This window comes from Bacillus sp. FSL K6-2944 (assembly GCF_038005385.1).
GTDB lineage: Bacteria > Bacillota > Bacilli > Bacillales > Bacillaceae_G > Bacillus_A > Bacillus_A cereus.
This window is the reverse complement of the sequence record NZ_JBBOTE010000001.1, coordinates 2,512,636-2,533,007: the sequence shown is the minus strand read 5'-3', so window position 1 is coordinate 2,533,007 and position 20,372 is coordinate 2,512,636. Positions and strand designations below refer to the sequence as shown.

Below are 20,372 nucleotides of genomic sequence, written 5' to 3'. Positions count from 1 at the left end.
TGATAACAATGACAACATGGTTTATAGTTACATTATTTGTTTTTGGAGCTATTAAAGTATTAGTTTCTAGCATGCCCACTTCTGTTGTGGAATCAATTATTAGTAAATTTGAATTGCATCAAAAGCTTGAGGCGGAAAATACTTCTATATCGATAGATGGAAAAAATATAGAGGGAGAAATGAAACTACAAGTTATTCATGAATTTAATGAGGCTTTGTTTTTAGATAAACATTATTTCCCGCCGCACGGAGAAGGGACACCCATAGTCATTGATACGAAGAAAGGGAATAAAGAGATTAGATTTTCGCTATATAGCTATGAAGAACATGTTGATGTCATTAAGCAATATAAGAAGAAAGTCGTTGCCTATCGTTTACGCTCTAAAAGCCTTCAAACATTGGCACCATTAGCAATAACGGAAGAGTATGCTTAAGAAGGGACCTATAATGGTCTCTTTATTTTTTTATCCAATTATATACGTTCCAAATAAAAGAATGAAAAATCATATAACCAAATAAAGAATATGTATGGTTCCAATTCGCGTTATGTACAAATAAACCTAAACTTTCAGCAATCTGTTCAAAAAGGCTAGCACAAATACCGATTGAAATAATAAATAAAATTCTAGAAACTTTAGATAATTTTTTTGAAATGTGTATAAAGATAACTGTTAAAATCGGCAGTACGAACAATGTAAAAGCTATATTAACCGAAAATGTGGATGAGAAGGGCCTAGCCGGAAAGGAATATATTTGTTTATGAACAAAAAAGGCATCTAAGCAAGTTCCAATAATAGAAGAGAGAAAGATTGTAACTACTAATGCTAGAAACTCATTCTTCTTCTCGGAGGAGGATATTTTTCTTTGCGAGAATGGCGAGTTCAATTTTTTCGAGTGTTTTGCAGTAGTCTTCTGTAATTTGTCCATTTATATTTTCCTCCTTATCAACTAAGTAATTTACAACTTGCCAATCGGTAAACCAATCTTCACTGTCAACTTCTTCATGCTTCATATCTCGCCATGCATAGATGAGTGCAGGGCTGTATATGCGATAAGCGCCATTTCGTAACTGGCATTTCTTTATTCGGCGCTTATAAAACTCACGGGAAAAAGATTCATTTACACTTGAAAATAAATGGGGCCAGTAATCTTTCCTTGATCCTGTATGTGGATGGTGTTGAGCCCAGCTTATTATTTGAGATAAAACATGTGTATCTCGAAATAATAATGAGTACAATCTTTTTCCAATTAATATCCGTTCATGTAAGGAAGTGAAATGTTTCATTGTATCACCAAATAGTAATACTTTTTGTTTCTTATCATTTTCGTAGAATGGGAAAAGAATATGATTAAACTGAAAGAAATCAAAGAGTTTAAATCCAATACTATTTAGTACAGTCTTTTTAAATTGTACATTTTGAATCACTCTTTTTTCTAAGTAGTTTTGTTCATTAATAATAGTGGCAATCGCTAAAGTTTTTTTGTTACCTGTTTTCCAAAAATGGTGCCACATCGTTTCCATAAATGTAGAAACATTTAGGTGAGGGAGAAGGTGAAATAACTTTTGTGATCTCTTTACACTTTGTTCGTAAAGTAAAAATTGAGGGTATACATCTTGGAAAATAAGCCAATTCCCTTTTTCTAAAAAAGAAAAAAATATGAATTGATCTTTCTCTGATAAAATTCTCGTATATAAATCCCCCTTTAAATCAGTCATATTCCAACCGCCGTTACGTGATACCATATGTCCAAGCAGTGCCCAATGTATTTCTGGATATTGAATGTAAAATTGGTAGTATGCGCGTGTTCTTGTAACATTATTTTTATTTAGTTGTTCTGTTTGTATTTTAATTTTGTTGATGATGAGTTGTTCTTCTTTCGTTAATTTATACATGGTGTCAGAAGGAATAAGCTTGCTTTTTTGTTTTAATTCATTTTTTACGTCGAATAGGGAGAGAGGCAGTGCTTTGGAAGGTCCGTTATATGTATGATTTGAATTGCTTCGGTCCATTCCGTTACCTCCCTTTTTCATAAATTTAAACATGATTATTGGCTATGAATCATTCTATTTATTTTATTACGAGTATAAGAAATAAATGAGCGGTGTTTTTTTACAAGGAATTTATTTATCATGCAAACAGTATGGAAAATCTTACTGTTGTGAGGTGAAATGAAAAACAGAAACTAAGTTTAATAGTTTCTGTTTTTTTATTTTGTCAATTAAATGTAACAAACGACGATTATGATTTGAATCAATTGAAAATAATTCAATAAATATTATTTAAATTGAGATGTTTCGTAGGAGGAAAAGGAATGTTAAATAAAATAATTTTAATTACTGGTGGTACAGGTTCGTGGGGGCATGAACTTATAAAACAACTATTAGAAAAATCACCGAAAGAAATTAGAGTTTTTTCAAGAAATGAAACGGTTCAGTTTGAAATGCAGCAACAGTTTATAAATGATCATAGGCTAAAATTTATTATTGGAGATATTCGTGATAAAGATCAACTAGTCTATGCATGCCAAGGTGTACATTATGTATTCCATCTTGCAGCTTTAAAACACGTTCCAGTATGTGAGTATTATCCTTATGAAGCTATAAAAACTAACATACATGGTACGCAAAATGTAATTGAAGCCTCTACACAGATGCAAGTTGAAAAAGTTATATATGTTTCAACGGATAAAGCAGCTGATCCATCAAATACGTATGGGATGACAAAAGCAATTGGTGAAAAATTAATGGTTCATGCGAATATACAAACGAAGAAAACAAAATTCATTTGTGTTCGTGGTGGAAATGTTTTAGGAACGAGTGGAAGTGTAGTACCGCTTTTTAAACAACAAATTAAAAGATCTTCAGAAGTAGGGATTACCGATGCGAATATGACTAGATTTTTCTTAACAGTTGAAGATGCTGTTGGATTGTTATTTAAAGCCGTATCTCAAGGTAGAGGCGGGGAAATCTTTGTTATGAAAATGCCGGCATGTAAAATAACAGATTTAGCGGAAATATTAATTGAAGATTCAAAAAAAGAAAATATTAAGGTGAAAGAGGTAGGGATAAGACCGGGTGAAAAATTAAGTGAAATGCTTCTATCTGAGGTAGAGAGTAAAACAAGTATAAGTTTTGATCAAAATTATTTTGTGGTACTACCGACGATTCCTATCGAAGGACTTCAAGAATATTATTCTAGCTATCCGCTAGTGGATGTGAAGAGTTTTAGTTCTCAACAAGATTTACTTGCAAAACATGAGGTGAAACAAATGCTATTAAAAGGAGGGTTTTTGCGATGAAAAAAAATGCGAGCCTTTTAATAACTGGTGCAAATGGTTTCACAGGCCGCCATGCTTGCCACTATTTTTTAGAGCAGGGCTTTCATGTAATTCCTATGTTTCAAAATCGTGCACATAGAGAAAAAATTAGAAATGGTATTACGTGTAATTTAACTAATAAGAGCGAAGTAATGAAGGTAATGAAACAAATAAAGCCAGACTACGTATTGCATTTAGCGGGAAGGAATTCGGTTATAGAATCTTGGACAGCTGCTCTTGAGTATATAGAGATTAATGTAATAGGAACGTTATATTTATTAGAAGCAATTAAGCAAGAAGCCTCGCATTGTAGAACATTAGTTATAGGATCTGCTTTGCAAGCAGATAGTATGAACGAAATGAAAATTTCAAATCCATATGGTTTAAGTAAAACGATGCAAGTCATTATTGCAGAGGCTTGGGGAGGATTAATGGATTCAAATATTATCATTGCAAAGCCCTCAAACTTAATTGGTCCAGGGGTATCGAATGGTATTTGTTCGATTCTCGCAAAGAAAATAATAGATATAGAATCAGGTAGAAGTAAGGCTATTATCGAAGTAAACAGTTTGAAAGATAGTAGAGATTTTCTAGATGTACGTGATGCGGTCAAAGCGTATCATGTGTTATTACGAGATGGAATAAATGGAAAACAATATAATATCGGATCAGGAGTAAAACGATCTTTATTAGATGTACTAGAACAATATAAAGAATTAACACAGCTAAATTTTTTTATAGAGGAAACAGAGAAAAGTGGGAGCGACTCAAATGAGAGTTTAGCAACAGAGGAAATAAAAAATTTAGGTTGGATCCCAGAAATTGAATTTCATCAATCATTAAAAGATGTACTTGAGTATGCGAAGTGTAGTGACATCTGCGTGCAATGAAAAACAAAAAAGGGTGTAAGAAATATATGAATGATTATGAAGTAATAGATAATCAAAATACGCTATTTCTTTCAATTGTTGATACGCTGGACTGGAGAGATGAAGAAGCGCATGTATTGCTTATTTATGAGGCAATACATAAATATCAAGCGTATGTAGAAGAAAAAAGGGTTAATCGAATAAAGTCAGCATTAGAGACGGAAACTAGATATGTGATTCAAATCTTTGCTCAATACGAGTGTAGTGAGTATGGAAATGATTTTTATGAACTCATTAACGATCTTTTACAAGATATAGAGGTGGAGTTAAAGATTTATATAAAAAATAATAAGTTTATTTACATTTAAAAGGTAAAGAGAAAGCTAGATTTTTAATAATAAAGGTGGGTATAAGTTATGAGCAAAACGATTCTTTTTACTGGGGGCGGTACAGCCGGACACGTTATGATTAATATTGTATTAATTCCTAAATTTATAGAGAAAGGCTGGAGAGTCGAGTATATTGGATCCAAAAATGGAATTGAAAAATCATTAGTGCAAAATGTTAAATACAATAGTGTTTCAACGGGAAAGCTTAGGAGATATTGGGATTGGGAGAATTTTAAAGATCCTTTTAAAATTATACGCGGTTGTTTACAAAGTTATAATTTAATTAAGAAAACAAAGCCTGACGTTATCTTTTCAGCAGGAGGATTTGTTTCAGTTCCTGTAGCTATAGGAGCATGGTTAAATCGTGTGCCTATAATTATACGTGAACCAGATAGCACATTAGGGCTTGCCAATAAAATAGCATTACCTTTTGCTACAAAGCTATGCACAACATTTCCTCAGACAGGAGAAAATGTAAGTAATGAGAAGAAGGTTTATGTAGGACCAATTGTAAGGGAAGAAATTGAGAAGGGTAACGTATTACGAGGAAGAAGATATTGTGAATTTCAGCAAGATAAACCAGTATTATTAATTATGGGTGGGAGTCAAGGTGCTAAGTGGATAAATGATATGGTAAGGGAATGTTTAGATACAATACTATTAAACTTTAATATTATTCATATATGTGGTAAAGGAAAGGTAGACCCATCTATTGGCATGGAGGGGTATATGCAATTTGAATATATAGGCGACGAGTTGCCGCATATACTAAATATGGCAAGTGTTGTAGTTTCCAGAGCGGGTTCTACTGCTATTTCTGAATTGTTATTTTTGAAGAAACCGATGTTGCTTATCCCGTTAACTAACAGTTCCAGTAGGGGAGATCAAGTTTTAAATGCTGAATATTTTTCACGGCAAGGATATGCTGAAGTTATACTCCAAGACAGAGTAAGTACGAATACATTTATACATGCAGTAAATAAGTTGTATACAAATAAGGAGAAATATATTCAAAACATGAATGGATATAAGAAAACAAATGATGAGGGAATTCATCAAATAATAGATATAATAAATGAAGTGGTGAAGTAATAGAAATGTAAATAGAAAAACAAAAGGAAAGAAGGTATCTTCTTTCCTTTTTGCTATATTTGTTCTAATTAGTTATGTACTATGGGTGAATGCCGTTTTCTAATAGCTCAGTAAATGCATGAATATGAATAGGTTTACTGTAATAATAACCTTGAATAAACTGACATTTATTTTTTTGAAGGAAATTTACGTGCTCTTTCGTTTCTACACCTTCAGCAATGACAGACATTCCTAATGTATTTGCTAATGTGATGATCGTTTTAATAATTTCCATTCCATCATCACATGTTTCAGACATTGTAATAAATTCTCTCGGGATTTTTAACGTATCAATTGGATACAAAGGTAAGTAGGCTAGCGAAGAATAACCTGTACCAAAATCGTCGATAGAAATGTGAATCCCTAAACTTTTTAGTGTACGCAGTTTTATCAATGTTTCTCGCTCATCCATCATTGCAATTCGCTCTGTTAATTCAAGATCAAGAGAGCTTGCTGGTAAACCTGTATTTGTTAAAGTAGAAGAAATAGATTTTACAAAATCCTCTTGTTCAAATTCCTTAGCAGATAAATTTACACCTATTTTTAAATGTGAATATCCGAGTGCGTGCCAACGTTTCATTTGTTTACAAGCCTGCTCTAATGTCCATTTACCTATTGAAATAATTTGTAGTGTTTCTTCTGCAATCGGAATAAACTCGTATGGAGAAATAATACCTAATTCAGGATGATTCCACCTAATTAAAGCTTCTGCACCGATAATTTTATTAGATTCACTATCAACTTGAGGTTGATACAAAAGGAACAATTCTTCATTTTGTAGTGCGTTTGGTAAATCTTTTTCTAATCGCAATCGTCTTTCAATTTTTTTAGCGATTACATCGTCATAAATAGATACAGAGTTAAGTTCTTTTGCTTTTGCATCATACATTGCAACATTAGCGTTTTTCAGAAGTGTAGCGGTATCGATTCCGGAATGTGGATAAATAGCGATGCCGATACTCAGTGATAAAGTTAATTTATGCTCATGTATGATAAATGACTTTTTCATGCATTTAAATAATTGGTTACATAATTGGAATAAGTAATCTTCGTCAGTATAGTTTTCAATTATGATTGTAAATTCATCGCCACCGATTCTTGAAAGATGAGTATGTGATGGAAGACATGATTGGAAGCGCTTTGCTACTTCTTCTAATATGTAGTCTCCTGATGAATGTCCAAGTGTATCGTTAATTGCTTTAAAGCGATCTAAATCTAAATATAATAATGCAAACTCGCTTTCTGTTATTTCAGCATTTTTTATAACTCTCTTTAATTTCTTATGGAAAAAGGCACGGTTACCAATTTTCGTTACAGTGTCATGGAATGCTAAATATTTTATTTCTTCTTGCTGTTTTTTTAGTGCAGTAATATCTTTCACCATAATATAGCTTCCTGAAATTTGTCCGTCTATTATAATAGGAATGATTGTAACGTATAAAAAATAAGTAAAGCCATCTTTATATTGAGAACTAAGTTGTAAGGATGCCGATTCTTGTTGTTTCACTTTCTCTAACGCCAATGCTAGCTTATGCTTATCTTCATCTAAAATAATCGAAAAACAAGTTTCACCGAGTAACTCATCTGTTGGTGCTCCAAGTAGTACACTCCCAGCCTTATTTACATTTAAGAATATTCCATTTAAATCAATGGTGAAAATAGGGTCAGGATGATATTCATATAATGATTTAAACTTTTGCTGTTTTTGAGAAAGAGCCTCTGATTTATGAACTAAATCAGAAGTCCGTAAAGTAACTTTTTCTTCTAGTTGGGCATTAAATGCCTGCAAACGTTTTGTTAAGGAATTGTTTTGCATACGTACGATAGAATGACGAATGAGTACGAAAATAAAAGTAATACAATTTCCTGTAATGAGAGTTGAAGATGATGTTTGTTCTTTTAATGTAAACCCGATTAGTATTGCAACAGCAAGATAGGGAAATACAACTAAAGCTTTTTTTCCTATTATAGGGTTGACAAGGAAATAATTTCTATGGCTATTATGATCTTCTGAAATAGAGCCAGCTATTGCAATAAGTAATATAGGTATTCTATATAAAAGACGTAATAATATTATCGTTTCAGTTGATAAGTGGTTATTTAAGTAAAAATAAATATAGTTAAAAGTTGCAGAACTTATTAATACAAAAATAAAGATATAAATTTTCCGTTTGGAATTAAAAATTGTTGGACGGAAAAAGAGACTAACACCTAGCAGTAGAAATAATAAATCTGCAATTGGGTATAAAAATGAAAGGAAAACATCTCCTAGTGAAAGAGCGAATATATTTAAATTTGGTTGATTAAATAAATACCATTCTAATGTAAATATGGAAGTAAGCACTATGCATATATCACAAATAAAGAACGCTTTTTCCCATTTATTGCATTCCTTTAAGATTTTATAGCAGAAAGCGATAAGACAGAAAAATAGAAAAAACATGTAAAATACATCAGAAACCGTAAAACGATGTATTGGAATTTCGAAGAAGCTATCTTGATATGTATATACTATTTTCCCTAATAAAAAACTACCAATTGCTATTGTAATACATATCCAAAACGGATTTGAACTGACTTTTTTAGAATATATAGAGTAAATCAGTGATACAAATGTAATGGCTTCAACGACAAGTGAAGCGAAGCGTACATCTGAATTTGAAAAATGAGTAGGGAACAGATAGAAAAACATAAAATAGATTGAATAGCATATTAATGTTCCGATTAATATACATAATTGTAAATTTTTATTTAATTTCAATGAAATCACCTTCTTTAATTATGCACTATGTTCGTTATATCTATACATAATAATATTATTTAAGAATTGTATCAGATTTCCTTATAAAAATCATGTTTATAAGGAAAGTGTTAAAGAGTGTAAGTATTCTTAAGATTGAAAAAATATTGCGGTTGATAGTATAGACTGTATCAAGACTTTAAATAGAAATTGTATATTTAGTCATCCTTTGAATTGTAAAGTTTTTTTAGTGATTTGTAAGTGGAGATGCAAAATTGCATATAAAATGATGAGTATCTTTTTTTGGTGAGCTTTTTATTTTTAATCTGAAGATTAATATTTGTGAAAATGTTGAGAAAAGATATAAAATAAGAACGTGTATTCTTACAGAGTGGAATAGTATTGCCACTAAATAGGGAGGCTTTTTTATGATATATCGAATTAAAGATGCAGAAATATACTATGAAATTGTGGGAGAGGGTAAACCGGTCATTATCATACATGGCTGCGCCCCTGACCATAGGTTAATGATGAAATGTATGGAATCAGTATTTCAGAAATATGAAGGTTATAAGCGAATATATATTGATTTACCTGGAATGGGAAAATCGAATGCTCCAAATTGGATAAATAGTTCAGATCGTATAGTAGAAGTGCTTATCACATTTATTGAGGAAATCATTTCTACTGAAAAATTTTTATTGGTAGGAGAATCATATGGAGGCTATTTAGCCAAAGGTATACTTGCAAAGATGTTTGAGAGAGTTAGCGGATTACTATTAGTATGTCCTGTTGTTGTAGCGGAGCCAGAAAAAAGGATTCTTCCAGATAAACAGGTAATTGTACAAGATGAGGAATTTTTAAATACGCTCACTTCCACAGAAAGAGAGGAGTTTTGTGAGTTAGCTGTAATAGCAAATGAATATACATATAAGCGATTTAAAGAAGAAATTAAGCCTGGGTTAGATGTTGCTAATTATGAATTTATTGAAAGGTTGCAAAAGAATTACTCTCTTACTATGGATTTTCAGCATGAAAAATATGAAAATCCCGTTCTTTTACTGACTGGAAGACAAGATATATCAGTAGGTTATCAAAATATTATAGAAATTATTGAAGAATATCCAAGGGCAACATTAGCAGTGTTAGATATGGCAGGGCATAATTTGCAAATTGAGCAGCCTGAATTATTTGAGAGTTTAGTAGGAGAATGGATTAGACGAACAAATCAGCACAGTTTATAAAGTATTTTAGTATTACCCCTAAGTGTTGAAATGGGATAAATGAACGTGATTTATTAACTTATCTCGCTATTTGCCGGGCAGCCCGATTAGTGAGGGCTGATTAAAGTTTCACTTTATAAAAAATTTTAAGGAGAAATTATGAGCACATATATTTATATGGTTAGACATGGTGAATCACCAAAACTAGAAGGAAATGAAAGAATGCGTGGATTAACTGAGAGGGGACATATGGATGCCCGTAGAGTAACTGACATATTAAAAGCGGAGAGGATTGATACTTTTATTTCCAGTCCTTATAATCGGGCTATGCTAACGATAGAGGAGTCAGCTAATTTCCATGAAAAAGAAATAGTAGTATATGAAAATCTTAAAGAGTGTATGTTTTCAAGTGAGGATCAGGTTATATCAGACAAAGAGGTGTATCCACTTGTACAGAAGATGTTCTCTAATCCGGACTTTGCACGAACGGAAGGAGAGTCATATGCAGATTGCCAGAGAAGAGTAGTGAAAGTATTAAAAGAAATCTTAATGGATTTTCGAGGATGCAAAATTGTAATTGGTACACATGGGCTTGTCATGACATTAATGATGAACTATTTTGATAAACAATATGGTTTTGAATTTTTAATGAATACGTCAAAACCGGATATATATAAGATGGAATTTAAAGAAGAACAATTAATGAATGTAGAGAGATTATGGAAAGCTGAATAAAATTAGTTGCATGGATTTTGTTGTAAAAGTTACTTTTATAGCAAAGTCTTTTTTTGAATAGAAAGCATCTTTATCAACTATTGTTAGAATGTTAAATAAATAAGTAATTATTCAGTCTTTGAATAAATTATGGAGAAATTGGTTTAGGGAAACAATTTTAAATGTGTCAAAATTCCAAACGTTGGATTTATATTCAATAGGAGAAAAAGATGTAGAATTTTGTCTTACAGTCCCCGTTTACTTTTCATTTCATTACATATAGGCTTTGTGGTGTAAGGGAGGACATTGCCTTTACGTAAAATCTATAAGGAGGTCATTGTAATGAAACAGATTAAAAAGTTTGCGGGAGTTGCTTTAGCGGGGACGATTGGATTAAGTGGATTACTGTTTTTAGAACCAAGTGTAAGCGTTGCGGAAGCACAGCAAGTGAAAGTAGAAAATTTCAATACAATTGATGTAACGATGAATCTAAATGAATTGTATGTATTAAGTGGCAGAAGCATTGATATTCTTTCTGGAGATAAAGAAGCAATTCAGTTAAATAAATACACAATTAGTTTTAATAAACCTGGGAAGTATGTGATTAAAGTAAATGGCTGTATTTATGATGATGTATATACTTTTATTGTAAATGAGTAGTATATATTCTTAAATTGCGAGATAAAAACAGAAACACCCTATTTGCGATGAGAGTCGTAAATAGGGTGAATTTATTTGTATTAAGCTGTACTTTAAATATGTTCACTAATTTTCTTTTTGTTATGTAAAAGTGTTAACAATGTAAATGAAATATACATCTTCACAGTCAAAAAAGTTAAAATATTTCGTTTTAAGGATTATAATGGAGGGAGGAACATAAAAGGGAGTGAATGAACTTGAAACAAGAACTTATTGAAAGATTTACGAGATATGTAAAAATTGATACGCAATCAAATGAAGAAAGTCATACAGTACCAACAACACCAGGACAAATTGAGTTTGGTAAGTTATTAGTGGAAGAGCTAAAAGAAATTGGTTTAACAGAAGTAACGATGGATGATAATGGCTATGTAATGGCAACACTTCCAGCTAATACGGACAAGGATGTTCCTGTAATCGGATTTTTAGCCCATTTAGATACGGCAACAGACTTTACAGGGAAAAACGTCAAACCACAAATTCATGAAAATTTTGATGGTAATGCAATTACGTTAAATGAAGAGCTAAATGTTGTGTTAACACCAGAGCAGTTCCCGGAATTACCATCATATAAAGGACATACCATTATTACAACTGATGGTACAACACTTCTAGGAGCAGATGATAAAGCTGGTCTTACAGAAATTATGGTTGCAATGAACCATTTAATACATAATCCACAAATTAAGCACGGGAAAATAAGAGTAGCATTTACACCGGATGAAGAAATTGGTCGTGGGCCAGCGCATTTTGATGTAGAAGCGTTTGGTGCATCATTCGCTTATACGATGGATGGAGGTCCATTAGGTGGTTTAGAGTATGAAAGTTTTAATGCTGCAGGTGCTAAGTTAACGTTTAACGGAACGAATACACATCCTGGAACAGCAAAAAATAAAATGCGCAATGCTACTAAACTTGCTATGGAGTTTAATGGGTATTTACCAGTAGAAGATGCGCCAGAATATACAGAAGGCTATGAAGGATTCTATCATTTACTTTCTTTAAATGGTGATGTTGAGCAAAGTAAAGCATATTATATTATTCGAGACTTTGATCGTGAAAATTTTGAGGCACGTAAAAATAACGTTAAAAATATTGTGAAGACTATGCAAGAAAAATATGGCGAAGATGCAGTCGTTTTAGAAATGAATGATCAATACTATAACATGCTTGAAAAAATTGAACCGGTAAGAGAAATTGTTGATATTGCATATGAAGCAATGAAAAGTTTAGACATTGAACCAAATATTCATCCGATTCGCGGAGGCACAGATGGATCACAATTATCATATATGGGATTACCGACGCCGAATATTTTCACTGGTGGTGAAAACTATCACGGTAAATTTGAGTATGTTTCGGTAGATACTATGGAAAAAGCCGTTCAAGTTATTGTGGAAATTGCAAGACGTTTTGAGGAGCAAGCTTAAAAAAGAACCAAGTAGTACGAATGTGCTACTTGGTTCTTTTAATATAGTACTCGCCACAAATAAAAAGTCGCATAAGACTCCCAATTAGCCCAGTTTGCCGCGAAATCTTTTATTTCATTTTTTGTCGGTTTATTTTCGGAACCTGTTATAAATTTAATTGCATTATGCAGACCAACATCATCAATTGGAAAAGCCGAAGGAAATCTTAAACAACGCATTAAAACATAGTTGGCAGTCCATGGTCCTATACCATGGATAGCAGTTAATTGTTTCTCAGCAACCTTTACATCTTGTGTTTGCAGTAAATCCTCTTTTGATAATTTTCTCTCTGTAATAAGCTTCGCAATACCGATTAAATATTCACATTTTCTAGTCGTCATTTTTAATTGTTGAAGATTTTCTACATGTAGATTTGCAATTGTTTCAGGTGATGGGAATATCCAATGTTTTCTACCGTCCCATTCTACATAACTTCCAAATTGCTCAACTAATCTCCTTTTTAGTGTATAAGCATATGTTAGGTTAATTTGTTGACCGATAATTCCCCAGGAAAGTGCCTCAAATAAGTCTGGAATGCCTAAAGTACGAAGGCCATAATATTGTTCAATTGGTCCTTGAAGGAGTAAATCATGTTTAGCTAATGTATAAAATGGGGCTAAATCAGTAGTTAAATCAAACCATTCTTTTACATAGTTAACTACAGCTTCACGTATCGATTTTTCAGATGTATATGGTTCTTCTAAACAACGTATTTGAATATTCCCATCTGTATTCACACTAATTTCAACTAAAGGATTTACATCTTGAACAGGGATAACTTTATAAATTTTGTTATCTTCAATATGGAACATACATTCATTGTTAGAGCGTGATAGATAACGTAAATTTTCTTGGAAACAAAATTCTTTTGGAACTGCTATAGATAATACGCTATTATATTCTGCTGTCATATGAATTCCACCTGCAACTTTTCTAATGTAAGCAATTTTTTCTTCATTTCTAATCCACCCCTAAATCCGGTTAGTTTCCCATTCTTCCCAATAACGCGGTGACAAGGAATGGTGATAAGAAGAGGGTTAGCAGCAATAGCAGAAGCAACGGCGCGCACAGCTTTAGGTTTTTGAATTCTTTCAGCAATTTCTGTATAAGAATATGTCTTTCCATAAGGAATTTCACGTACCGTATTCCAAACAGATAATTGAAAATTAGTTCCATAAGCATCGATAGGAAATGTAAAAGTTTCTCGCTTGTTTTCTAAATACTCGATAACTTCTTGCGTATATATTTGCAAGTAATCTGGACTATGGGTCAATATATGTTGGGGCAGTTTTTTTCTAGCCCATATATTTAATTCTTCAAAGTTTTCGTCTTGTGATCCAATGAAACATAGTCCGTTTTCAGTTGCAGCAATATGAAATCGCCAATTTTTATGTGTAAGTAGCGTCCAATATATATAATTATTTTTGTAGGAATTCATTATCGTATCCCTCTTTCATTTCGTTCTTTTTTCGATATTCAGTAGGAGTAAATCCGGTTTTCTTTTTAAATAAAGTTGCGAAATACTCTGGGTTTTCTATCCCGACAGCAGTACTAATTTCTTTAATAGATTGATTTGTGTGTAAAAGGTATTCGGTTGCTTTAAGAACCCTGAATTGTTGTATATATTCTATAGGAGTTAACCCTATTATTCTTTTGAAAGTACGTTGTAAATGAAAAGGGCTACCGTGACACATTTCCGCAAGCATGTCGAGAGTTAAGGATTCGTCATAATGCTTTTCGATATAGTCTTTAATTTGTTCTACCCACTCTTCATTAGGTAAAGTGATCCCATTTGGCTTACAACGTTTGCACGGGCGAAAGTTCTCACTTAATGCTTGCTCTGCATGATGAAAAATTCGTACATTGTTTCTATTCGGTATTCTTGATTTGCATGATGGTCTGCAAAAGATTCCAGTTGATTTCACAGCATAAAAGAATTTGCTATCATAGGAAGAATCATTATGAATAATTGCTTGCCAATACTCATTTGTTAATGTAACTCCTTCATTGTGCATAGAACATCACCTGTTATGAAGTGACCTTTGTCAATAGTTTTTCACCCATAATATTTTTCTTGATGGCATACAAAAGCTTCAGAAATAAGATCTATCGACAGTTAACCACTCTGTTATTCGTGGATTGGTTACCTCAGGTTAATGGTTCGTCGTTAGGCTCTTATAATCTCACTGCGTGGATCACACCTTTTCAAATTCTAATAAATAGCTTGTTTATCAGAATTTCAGCCATGCCAGAAGAGGTGAGTCATAGATAGCCAGACCTGTAATTCACTATCTCTGAAGCTCATCTATGCCATCAATTGATACCTTTGGTTTCTAACTATGAATGAATCAATCAACTTCATATCCTTCCCTCTTTATTTTCGGTGAATTTTACCTGTTTCTAATCCCCATATAAAACACCCCAGTTCTCTTGCGATAGCTGTAACGGCAACATTTCTAGGTTTCCCTTGATATATCATGCGATAATATTTTCTTTGTAACCTTTCTACAGCCTGATCCGCATAAGCAATCACTTCGCTTCGTTGCCCTTTTTGTCTTGCTTTCACTCGCTTCGATTTTAATCCGATTGTTCCTTTTACCAACGCATTTGCACATTCTACAAGAGTAGACCTAACGGTCGAATTTCCTTGTTTTGTAATCGAACGTCGACTGATTTTTTCTCCACTTGAGCTTTCGCTTGGTGTCAATCCTACATAAGCCATAAATGCTTTAGCCGTGGGAAAACGAGTGAAGTCTGCAATTTCCACATGAACAGTCATTGCCGATGTTGTATCTATACCTTTTAAGCATCTTAAATTTGCGATTGGTTCTTCGTACCTTTCACGATGAGATAATTCTTCTAATCTCAGACTGAACCGCTCAATTTTATCGACTAGAACATCATACTGTAATAGGTATTCGCCTAACGTTTCTTTGAATAATCCTTGTAGATCAAGATTCTTTAACCATTTCATATAAGCGATTGTCCAGCTTGATTTCCCTTCATACACATAGCCATGCCTTAAAAGGAATGCTTTTATCTGTTGTTTTATTTTTTTCAAAGATGTTTTAAAATCACCTAACATGCGGATATACTCTTTCACGGCAACATCCTCTTCTTCTGGAACATATACTTCTTTATAGGTGCCATTTGCTAAATTAAGAGCAATCATTTTGGCATCGAATTTATCATTTTTAACCATTTTATTTTTTGATGAACTGTACATTGTTGTGGGAGCTAAAATATCACAATCAATTCCATTTTGTTCAAGAAGATTATGAAGTGAATACCCTAAACAACCAGCCTCATATCCAGCTTTAATTTTTATATCTTCACCATATTTTGTTTTCAGTTTCTCAACGAATTTTTTTACGAGAGATACATTTGAAGCACATCGTGCTTCTCTTACAATTTCCCCAGTTGTTCCGTGTAGTGCACATAAGCTAAAACTTTCCTTGTGGACATCCATCCCAATATAGATTATATTTTCCATAGTGGCCTCCTATTATCATAGGGTATAACCCCATTCATAATGTTTTCATTCATTATTATGGGTTAAAATCCCTGACTTGATAATCTAGGAGGTCGCTTCATATTATCTCTGAAATTAGTATAACCTGAATAAAGTGCGTATGTATGTATTCATAAATGTAAGAGCAAGATTACAAAGGTGAAAATATGATTGTTTTCTATTTTGTGATAGCATGAAATTTGGAAATAAACATCAAGAGGAGGACTATAAATGAAGTTAATTTCATGGAATGTAAATGGTTTGCGAGCTGTTATCGCAAAAGGTGGATTTTGGGAATATCTTGAGGAATCAAGTGCTGACATATTTTGTCTACAAGAGATTAAATTACAAGAAGGGCAAATTGATTTAAATTTAGAGGGATATTATACATACTGGAATTATGCTGTGAAAAAAGGATATTCAGGAACTGCTATTTTTTCGAAAAAAGAACCGCTTTCAGTTACATATGGTTTAGGCATTGAAGAGCATGATCAAGAAGGGCGACTTATTACTTTAGAATTCGAAGATTTTTACATGATAACGTTATATACACCAAATTCAAAACGTGGATTAGAACGATTAGATTACAGAATGAAATGGGAAGATGATTTCAGGTCCTATATCAAACGATTAGATGAGAAGAAACCAGTTATTTTTTGTGGAGACTTAAATGTTGCTCATAAAGAAATCGATTTGAAAAATCCGAAAAGTAATCGTGAAAATCCTGGATTCTCTGATGAGGAACGAGAGAAATTTTCATGTATTTTAGAAGAAGGATTTATTGATACATATCGTTACCTTTATCCTAATCAAGAAGGTGCATACTCGTGGTGGTCGTATCGTATGGGCGCGAGAGCGAAAAATATCGGATGGCGTTTAGATTATTTTGTTGTTTCGGAAAGAATGAAAGACCAAATAACAGAAGCGAAAATTAATAGTGAAGTAATGGGGTCAGACCATTGTCCAGTTGAATTACATATAAATTTCTAAAAAAAAGAAGTATCTCCCTAATATTAGGGAGATACTTCTTTTTTTAATTCAGTTTGTTAAAATTTTTCAAATCATTCTTGAAATAATTTCATATTAAATATATACTTAGTAACGATAATCATTATCAGTGAAAATGATTATCAAGTGATGAAGGCGTAAAAGAATTATAGTCTAGGGGAAGTGAACGGGAATGAGTTCTGGATAAAATTATTAATCTAATGAAATATATATATGGGACAAGGTTCATATAGTTAAATTTTATTGAGAATATAGTTTGAAAATTCGAGAGGAGACATATAAAGATGAACAAGAAATTATTTACTTTAGGGATGGTTACAGTTTTAAGTGTAGGTTTAGCGGCATGTAATAGTGCGGATAAAACTTCAGGCGAGCAAAAACAACAGACAAAAGCTACGGAAACGAAAAAAGATGAAAAACGAAAAATCACATATTTAGGTAAAGAGTATACAGTGCCAGCAAAAGTAGATAAAATTGCGACAGCTAGTTTAGAGTCAATGGAAGATGCGGCAGTACTTGGAATTAAACCAGTTGGTGCCATTACTGTAGGTGGTAAATTACCAAAATATCTTGAAAAAGAGTTAGAAGGTGCTAAATCTGTTGGTGAGAAAATGCAACCCAATTTCGAAACATTACTACAATTAAAACCAGATGTTATTACATCGAGTACGAAATTCCCAGCAGAAACAGCTGAAAAGTTTACGAAAGTAGCTCCTACATTCCCGGTATCACACGTTTCAACAAATTGGGAAGATAACTTAAAGTTAATGGGAGAATTAACTGGTAAAAAAGATAAAGCCGAAAAAATTATTAAGGATTACAATTCGGACGCTGAAAAAGCAAAAGCAAAACTAGGAGATAAGTTAAAAGATAAAAAAGTACTTGTCATAAGACTAAGAGCAAACGAATTATTCCTATATCCAGAAGGAGTATACTTCAATCCTGTAATTTATAAAGATCTTGGACTAACTGCTCCAGAACAATTGAAAACTGTAAAAGCACAAGAGAAAATTTCATTTGAAAAACTTGCTGAACTTAACCCAGATTATATTTTCTTACAATATGAGGCAAGTGAAAATAAAAACCCGAAAGTGTTAGAAGAAATTGAAAGTAATCCAATTTGGCAAAGTATGAATGCTGCGAAGGAAAAGAAAGTATTTGTAAATGTTGTAGATCCAATGGCACAAGGTGGTACAGCTTGGAGTAAAACAGCATTCTTAAAAGAAGCCGTGAAAAATTTATCTAAATAATACAATAAGTAAGGTGCGTTGAATGATATGCAGAAAACAAATGCAGTACCAGTAACTATATTATGTATAGCACCTATACTCATCTTATTTACAATTATACTTTCGATTTTGTATGGGGCAAAAAGTATTGACGCTGAAACAGTGTGGAACGCATTATTTCATTTTGATTCAAGCGATGTAAATCATAATATTATTATTACTTCACGTTTACCAAGGGTAGTTGCAGCTCTTTTAGTCGGAGCATTTCTAGCCATATCAGGAGCACTTATGCAGGGGATGACAAGAAACTATCTTGCATCCCCTTCTATTATGGGTGTGACGGATGGCGCTGCCTTTGTTATTACACTTAGCATGATTTTTCTTCCGGGAATGTCATCAATTGGTATGGTTGTATGTTCAATGATTGGTTCTGCACTAGGAGCCGGTATCGTGTTTGGTTTTGGTTCGCTCCTTCAAAATGGCTTATCACCAGTTAGGTTAGCGATTATAGGAACAGTTATTGGAACATTTTTAAGTAGTGTATCGGCTGCAATGGCTTCGTATTTCCAAATTTCTCAAAATGTTAGTTTTTGGTTTAATGCAAAGTTAGATCAAGTAGATCCTAATATCATTAAAATCACGATACCGTTTGGGATAATTGGAATAATTTTAGCATTGTTAATATCAAAATCTATTACCATTCTTTCATTAGGCGAAGAGGTTTCTATTAATTTAGGGCAACGTACAAAACTAGTTAAAGCGATGGCAATTTTATCGGTAATTTTCTTAACAGGAACAGCAGTTGCTTTAGTGGGGAAAGTTGGTTTTGTAGGTTTAATTATTCCGCACATTACGCGCTTTATAATTGGGGTAGATTATAAGTGGATTTTGCCATGTGCAGGTGTTATTGGTGGCGTTTTCTTAGCGTTATGTGACGTTTTGAGTAGATTTGTAAACTATCCATTTGAAACACCTATTGGAGTCGTTACCTCTTTAATTGGAATTCCTTTCTTCCTTTATTTAATCCGTACTAGAGGAGGAGAGAAACATGCTTAAAAGTTCAAGTCAACGTTTCGGAATGACGATGGGGATTATTATATTTTTAATACTATGTGCTATTTATATTAGTTTAACAAATGGTACGTTCGACATTACGATTACAGATGTATTTAAAACACTGTTTAGAATTGATCCAGTACCAGAACATGATTTAGTTATTTTTGAGTTTCGCCTTCCGCGCATCGTAATTGCTGGATTAGTAGGATTAGGCCTTGGTGTTGCGGGTGCCGTTATTCAAGGGATTACGAGAAATGGGTTGGCGGACCCAGGTATTTTAGGCGTAAATGCCGGAGCAGGAACAGCGATTGTCATTTTTATGTTTTTCTTTCAAGGGCAATTAAAAAGCACAGACTGGGTTTCTATTATGATGATGCCAATGTTTGGTTTAGTAGGCGGATTAGGTGCAGCTATCATCATTTATCTGTTTTCTTGGAAAAACGGTAAATTAGATTCGCAGCGACTTTTATTAACAGGGATTGCAATTGGATCAGGATTTGGAGCCTTTTCTATGTACTTATCACTCAAAATGAAGTCAACTGATTTTGAAATGGCCGCAGTGTGGGTGTCTGGAAGCATATATAGTGCAAACTGGAAGTATATTGTGGCTATGTTACCATGGCTTATTATCTTAATTCCGCTTATACAAAAGAAAGCTTATTTATTAGATTTATTTCAATTGGAAGAAACGAGTATTACAAGTTTAGGTGTTTCAGTAGAAAGAGAGAAATCGATTTTACTATTAAGTAGTATCGGGCTTGTGAGCGCATGTGTTGCTGTTTCAGGGAGTATCGGTTTTATTGGCTTAATGGCACCGCATATAGCGAAAAGGCTTGTCGGTATTCAACATAAGTATATAATTCCTACGTGCGGCGTAATCGGAATGTTTCTTGTAATTGCTTCAGACTTTATTGCGAAAACAGTTTTTACACCTGTAGAGCTACCAGTGGGAATCGTTATTTCTATTGTCGGTGTACCGTATTTCTTATATTTACTTTATAAGGCGAAAGCGTAAG

The 20,372-nt window shown here is 33.1% G+C and carries 20 protein-coding genes; 13 read left to right on the top strand and 7 right to left on the bottom strand.

All coding sequences use genetic code 11. The annotated features are described in order from the left end of the window. Positions 1-8: 8 nt before the first annotated feature. Complete coding sequence (locus tag MHH55_RS12785; RefSeq protein WP_000214634.1) at positions 9-434, top strand: YfmQ family protein; 426 nt, start codon at positions 9-11, stop codon at positions 432-434. Between the two features lie 22 nt (positions 435-456). Here the strand turns inward: MHH55_RS12785 and MHH55_RS12780 are convergent, their stop codons facing one another. After that, a complete protein-coding gene (locus tag MHH55_RS12780) occupies positions 457-858 on the bottom strand; it encodes a CBO0543 family protein (RefSeq protein ID WP_033687074.1) in 402 nt (133 codons plus the stop codon). Continuing rightward, on the bottom strand, positions 833-2,011 hold the full coding sequence (locus MHH55_RS12775) for a DUF2515 domain-containing protein (RefSeq protein ID WP_000376158.1): 1,179 nt from the start codon (positions 2,009-2,011) through the stop codon (positions 833-835). Before MHH55_RS12775 ends, MHH55_RS12780 begins: the two co-directional genes overlap by 26 nt. Positions 2,012-2,313: 302 nt before the next feature. On the opposite strand from MHH55_RS12775, the gene MHH55_RS12770 reads away from it, so the two are divergent. Genes MHH55_RS12770 through MHH55_RS12755 form a run of 4 tightly spaced genes read left to right on the top strand, consistent with a single transcriptional unit; the run spans position 2,314 to position 5,668 of the window. Further along, entirely contained in the window at positions 2,314-3,300 is a 987-nt protein-coding gene (locus MHH55_RS12770; RefSeq protein ID WP_000932613.1) for a UDP-N-acetylglucosamine 4,6-dehydratase family protein, read from the top strand. Then, on the top strand, positions 3,297-4,208 hold the full coding sequence (locus MHH55_RS12765; RefSeq protein ID WP_000739076.1) for an NAD-dependent epimerase/dehydratase family protein: 912 nt from the start codon (positions 3,297-3,299) through the stop codon (positions 4,206-4,208). Before MHH55_RS12770 ends, MHH55_RS12765 begins: the two co-directional genes overlap by 4 nt. Continuing rightward, positions 4,205-4,555, top strand: a complete 351-nt coding sequence (locus tag MHH55_RS12760; protein ID WP_002182924.1) for a DUF6572 domain-containing protein — start codon at positions 4,205-4,207, stop codon at positions 4,553-4,555. The genes MHH55_RS12765 and MHH55_RS12760 overlap by 4 nt, the downstream gene beginning before the upstream one ends. A gap of 48 nt (positions 4,556-4,603) precedes the next feature. Beyond that, positions 4,604-5,668, top strand: coding sequence for an undecaprenyldiphospho-muramoylpentapeptide beta-N-acetylglucosaminyltransferase (locus tag MHH55_RS12755; RefSeq protein ID WP_000047562.1), 1,065 nt, complete (start codon positions 4,604-4,606; stop codon positions 5,666-5,668). A 79-nt stretch (positions 5,669-5,747) separates the two neighbouring features. Here the strand turns inward: MHH55_RS12755 and MHH55_RS12750 are convergent, their stop codons facing one another. Next, positions 5,748-8,468: a sensor domain-containing protein gene (locus MHH55_RS12750; RefSeq protein WP_000773561.1), complete on the bottom strand. Its 2,721-nt coding sequence runs from the start codon at positions 8,466-8,468 to the stop codon at positions 5,748-5,750. Positions 8,469-8,875: 407 nt separating this feature from the next. On the opposite strand from MHH55_RS12750, the gene MHH55_RS12745 reads away from it, so the two are divergent. The 4 genes from MHH55_RS12745 to pepT all read left to right on the top strand — a co-directional run bounded on the left by MHH55_RS12745 (position 8,876) and on the right by pepT (position 12,513). Beyond that, a complete protein-coding gene (locus MHH55_RS12745; protein WP_000640334.1) occupies positions 8,876-9,691 on the top strand; it encodes an alpha/beta fold hydrolase in 816 nt (271 codons plus the stop codon). 138 nt (positions 9,692-9,829) lie between these two features. Beyond that, entirely contained in the window at positions 9,830-10,405 is a 576-nt protein-coding gene (locus tag MHH55_RS12740) for a histidine phosphatase family protein (protein WP_000109179.1), read from the top strand. A gap of 321 nt (positions 10,406-10,726) precedes the next feature. After that, positions 10,727-11,044: a hypothetical protein gene (locus tag MHH55_RS12735; RefSeq protein ID WP_000809495.1), complete on the top strand. Its 318-nt coding sequence runs from the start codon at positions 10,727-10,729 to the stop codon at positions 11,042-11,044. Positions 11,045-11,280: 236 nt separating this feature from the next. Beyond that, the gene (gene pepT / locus MHH55_RS12730) at positions 11,281-12,513 is read left to right on the top strand and encodes a peptidase T (RefSeq protein WP_002164459.1); all 1,233 of its coding nucleotides are present in this window, start codon (positions 11,281-11,283) and stop codon (positions 12,511-12,513) included. Positions 12,514-12,551: 38 nt separating this feature from the next. On the opposite strand, the gene MHH55_RS12725 is transcribed toward pepT, so the two are convergent. The 4 genes from MHH55_RS12725 to MHH55_RS12710 all read right to left on the bottom strand — a co-directional run bounded on the left by MHH55_RS12725 (position 12,552) and on the right by MHH55_RS12710 (position 16,045). Further along, the gene (locus MHH55_RS12725; RefSeq protein ID WP_000123521.1) at positions 12,552-13,463 is read right to left on the bottom strand and encodes a DNA glycosylase; all 912 of its coding nucleotides are present in this window, start codon (positions 13,461-13,463) and stop codon (positions 12,552-12,554) included. Beyond that, positions 13,460-13,990, bottom strand: a complete 531-nt coding sequence (locus MHH55_RS12720) for a methylated-DNA--[protein]-cysteine S-methyltransferase (RefSeq protein ID WP_001089840.1) — start codon at positions 13,988-13,990, stop codon at positions 13,460-13,462. Before MHH55_RS12720 ends, MHH55_RS12725 begins: the two co-directional genes overlap by 4 nt. Next, positions 13,971-14,567: a bifunctional transcriptional activator/DNA repair enzyme AdaA gene (locus MHH55_RS12715; RefSeq protein ID WP_000551322.1), complete on the bottom strand. Its 597-nt coding sequence runs from the start codon at positions 14,565-14,567 to the stop codon at positions 13,971-13,973. The genes MHH55_RS12720 and MHH55_RS12715 overlap by 20 nt, the downstream gene beginning before the upstream one ends. A gap of 359 nt (positions 14,568-14,926) precedes the next feature. Continuing rightward, the gene (locus tag MHH55_RS12710; RefSeq protein ID WP_340880263.1) at positions 14,927-16,045 is read right to left on the bottom strand and encodes an IS110 family transposase; all 1,119 of its coding nucleotides are present in this window, start codon (positions 16,043-16,045) and stop codon (positions 14,927-14,929) included. 249 nt (positions 16,046-16,294) lie between these two features. Between MHH55_RS12710 and MHH55_RS12705 the strand changes: the two genes are divergently transcribed. The 4 genes from MHH55_RS12705 (at position 16,295) to MHH55_RS12690 (ending at position 20,371) form a co-directional block, all read left to right on the top strand. After that, complete coding sequence (locus MHH55_RS12705) at positions 16,295-17,053, top strand: exodeoxyribonuclease III (RefSeq protein ID WP_078186844.1); 759 nt, start codon at positions 16,295-16,297, stop codon at positions 17,051-17,053. A 302-nt stretch (positions 17,054-17,355) separates the two neighbouring features. Continuing rightward, the gene (locus MHH55_RS12700; RefSeq protein WP_001035506.1) at positions 17,356-18,321 is read left to right on the top strand and encodes an iron-hydroxamate ABC transporter substrate-binding protein; all 966 of its coding nucleotides are present in this window, start codon (positions 17,356-17,358) and stop codon (positions 18,319-18,321) included. A 27-nt stretch (positions 18,322-18,348) separates the two neighbouring features. Beyond that, positions 18,349-19,356, top strand: coding sequence for a FecCD family ABC transporter permease (locus MHH55_RS12695; protein ID WP_078186845.1), 1,008 nt, complete (start codon positions 18,349-18,351; stop codon positions 19,354-19,356). Next, the gene (locus MHH55_RS12690) at positions 19,349-20,371 is read left to right on the top strand and encodes a FecCD family ABC transporter permease (RefSeq protein ID WP_000920450.1); all 1,023 of its coding nucleotides are present in this window, start codon (positions 19,349-19,351) and stop codon (positions 20,369-20,371) included. Before MHH55_RS12695 ends, MHH55_RS12690 begins: the two co-directional genes overlap by 8 nt. Position 20,372 lies beyond the last annotated feature (1 nt).

Bases quoted from the DNA above. Each gene is read 5' to 3' on its own strand.
- MHH55_RS12785 (WP_000214634.1), top strand. From the start codon at position 9: ATGACAACATGGTTTATAGTTACATTATTTGTTTTTGGAGCTATTAAA.
- MHH55_RS12775 (WP_000376158.1), bottom strand. From the start codon at position 2,011: ATGGACCGAAGCAATTCAAATCATACATATAACGGACCTTCCAAAGCA.
- MHH55_RS12770 (WP_000932613.1), top strand. From the start codon at position 2,314: ATGTTAAATAAAATAATTTTAATTACTGGTGGTACAGGTTCGTGGGGG.
- MHH55_RS12765 (WP_000739076.1), top strand. From the start codon at position 3,297: ATGAAAAAAAATGCGAGCCTTTTAATAACTGGTGCAAATGGTTTCACA.
- MHH55_RS12760 (WP_002182924.1), top strand. From the start codon at position 4,205: ATGAAAAACAAAAAAGGGTGTAAGAAATATATGAATGATTATGAAGTA.
- MHH55_RS12755 (WP_000047562.1), top strand. From the start codon at position 4,604: ATGAGCAAAACGATTCTTTTTACTGGGGGCGGTACAGCCGGACACGTT.
- MHH55_RS12745 (WP_000640334.1), top strand. From the start codon at position 8,876: ATGATATATCGAATTAAAGATGCAGAAATATACTATGAAATTGTGGGA.
- MHH55_RS12740 (WP_000109179.1), top strand. From the start codon at position 9,830: ATGAGCACATATATTTATATGGTTAGACATGGTGAATCACCAAAACTA.
- MHH55_RS12735 (WP_000809495.1), top strand. From the start codon at position 10,727: ATGAAACAGATTAAAAAGTTTGCGGGAGTTGCTTTAGCGGGGACGATT.
- MHH55_RS12725 (WP_000123521.1), bottom strand. From the start codon at position 13,463: ATGACAGCAGAATATAATAGCGTATTATCTATAGCAGTTCCAAAAGAA.
- MHH55_RS12720 (WP_001089840.1), bottom strand. From the start codon at position 13,990: ATGAATTCCTACAAAAATAATTATATATATTGGACGCTACTTACACAT.
- MHH55_RS12715 (WP_000551322.1), bottom strand. From the start codon at position 14,567: ATGCACAATGAAGGAGTTACATTAACAAATGAGTATTGGCAAGCAATT.
- MHH55_RS12710 (WP_340880263.1), bottom strand. From the start codon at position 16,045: ATGGAAAATATAATCTATATTGGGATGGATGTCCACAAGGAAAGTTTT.
- MHH55_RS12705 (WP_078186844.1), top strand. From the start codon at position 16,295: ATGAAGTTAATTTCATGGAATGTAAATGGTTTGCGAGCTGTTATCGCA.
- MHH55_RS12700 (WP_001035506.1), top strand. From the start codon at position 17,356: ATGAACAAGAAATTATTTACTTTAGGGATGGTTACAGTTTTAAGTGTA.
- MHH55_RS12695 (WP_078186845.1), top strand. From the start codon at position 18,349: ATGCAGAAAACAAATGCAGTACCAGTAACTATATTATGTATAGCACCT.
- MHH55_RS12690 (WP_000920450.1), top strand. From the start codon at position 19,349: ATGCTTAAAAGTTCAAGTCAACGTTTCGGAATGACGATGGGGATTATT.